The 1714-nt window shown below is 49.1% G+C and carries 4 protein-coding genes; all 4 read left to right on the top strand.

What is annotated here, in order from left to right; genetic code table 11:
- A partial coding sequence (locus IM313_RS22240) for a hypothetical protein (protein WP_193056110.1) occupies positions 1-261 on the top strand: 261 nt, incomplete at its 5' end.
- On the top strand, positions 261-563 hold the full coding sequence (locus IM313_RS22235; protein WP_193056109.1) for a hypothetical protein: 303 nt from the start codon (positions 261-263) through the stop codon (positions 561-563). The genes IM313_RS22240 and IM313_RS22235, both read left to right, overlap by 1 nt.
- Positions 563-1240 carry a hypothetical protein gene (locus IM313_RS22230; RefSeq protein WP_193034358.1) on the top strand — a complete coding sequence of 226 codons (678 nt, stop codon included), beginning with the start codon at positions 563-565 and terminating at the stop codon, positions 1238-1240. The genes IM313_RS22235 and IM313_RS22230 overlap by 1 nt, the downstream gene beginning before the upstream one ends.
- Positions 1241-1351: 111 nt before the next feature.
- Positions 1352-1585 carry a hypothetical protein gene (locus IM313_RS22660; protein WP_022648875.1) on the top strand — a complete coding sequence of 78 codons (234 nt, stop codon included), beginning with the start codon at positions 1352-1354 and terminating at the stop codon, positions 1583-1585.
- Positions 1586-1714: the final 129 nt, after the last annotated feature.

Genomic DNA, 1714 nt, shown 5'->3' with positions numbered 1-1714 from the left:
TTTGTTATCCAGAACGGGCAGACATTCATCAATGATGCGTTCTTCCGTGATGCGAGTATCCAGTTCGGCAAAATTACGGATTCTCTGCAGTCTAATAATTATGTTGCCGGAAGCGCTGGCTGGCGCTGGGGTAAAGACGGAACGATGCAGAACTACGGAAGCGACAGTTCCGGAGGCATGAAGCAGACTAACGTCACCATCAGCATTCGGGATGCTAACAGGCTCCGTGTTCAGATAGGCAAACTTACAGGAGTGTTTTAATGGCCTGGGGTATTCAGACCTGGGACGCCAACGGCAACCCGAACAACTACGGTATCAAACCCGTATCAGTGGTAGGGCGTATTCAGCTTTCCGAAGGTCAAACTTCGGGAAGTTGGTCCTTTACCATTCCGGCAGGGATGAAAGTCGGATTTGCGGTGTCCCTTGATAAAGGCGCGGTCTCGGTGGGCCGACGCATTATCGCTAACGGGAACACCATCACTCTCAGCACTGCCAGCGAAGTTGGCATTGGAAATTATCCCGCTTCGGAATGTGAGTTGGTGGTTTTCGTGGAGAATGCATAATGGCAGATTATGGCGCACTGATTGCGCTGGAAAGTGGAAATCCGTTTATTACTCCTCAGTCAACGCCGTTTTGTCTGTACAGAAAGGTAGTGGTTAACTCAGTGGCAAATGGGGCATACCACGGTGCTTCTGCGACGGTAGCTCTGGATACTTCTTATCCGGCGATGGTTTTTTGCAAAACGAGTGATACAGCCCAGCCCACTACAGTCGGGGCAACCCGGTCAGGAGGAAACATTCTTGTTGGTTCAAGCAACGCTTATGGTCAGTCACACACTCTGACGGCGTACATCTTTGCCATCTTTCCACAAACGTTGCCCGACTGGGGATTTGCTGTCTGGGATGAAGCCGGAAAGCTGGTACTGACAAACGAAAGCCGCGTGCTTACTGACCTCGTTACTGTCGGAACACCAGGAGCCTCAACGGGAGGGATTAACATTGATGTTACGTTGCAGGGTAGTTATGCGGTAGCACCTGCAATTCTTGGCTCACAAATCGTACAGAACAACAATACCAGGCCTCCAACAATCGTGAATATAACAGCCTATGCAGGCTGCCGCTTTAACGGTTCGTCGACCAGGATAAATGCCGCGCCTTCGACAACAGCTACTGGTTCTGCAGCGGGAGGGACAACCACAGGAATAGCATTGACGGCCATCAACACCGCAGCCTATGACTGATTGATCGTTTTGAGCGATCAATAACAAATAATTGATCTACATAATCAATTATACCCATCGATTTTGTATTGATATCTTCGAACCTACTGAATTCCTCTGGATACTTTCAAAATGAAAAGGCTAATTATCAGCATGGCGATCGCTTTAATGCTGTCTGGTTGTGCTGGTGTACTTGAGAAACAGGAACCTATTTGCAGCGGCACGGCATATATGGGTGACCATGAGAATACCGTTATGATTTACGGCGTTCGAAAACAAAACAACCAGACTCAATACCGGGCCGGATATCCCTTCAACTGGCGTTGGGTAAGTGCGAACACATTCACAAGCACGACATGTAAATAACTCACGACTTTGAATGCAAACCTCGCCTCGGCGGGGTTTTTTATTGCCTGGAGAAAATATGCTTTATAACACTGGCACCATCGCCATTAACGGAAACACCGCCACCGGCACGGGCACGAACTGGACGGC

Source organism: Enterobacter cloacae complex sp. P2B (assembly GCF_014895985.1).
Taxonomy (GTDB): domain Bacteria; phylum Pseudomonadota; class Gammaproteobacteria; order Enterobacterales; family Enterobacteriaceae; genus Enterobacter; species Enterobacter bugandensis.
This window is presented reverse-complemented; position numbering and strand designations above follow the sequence as displayed.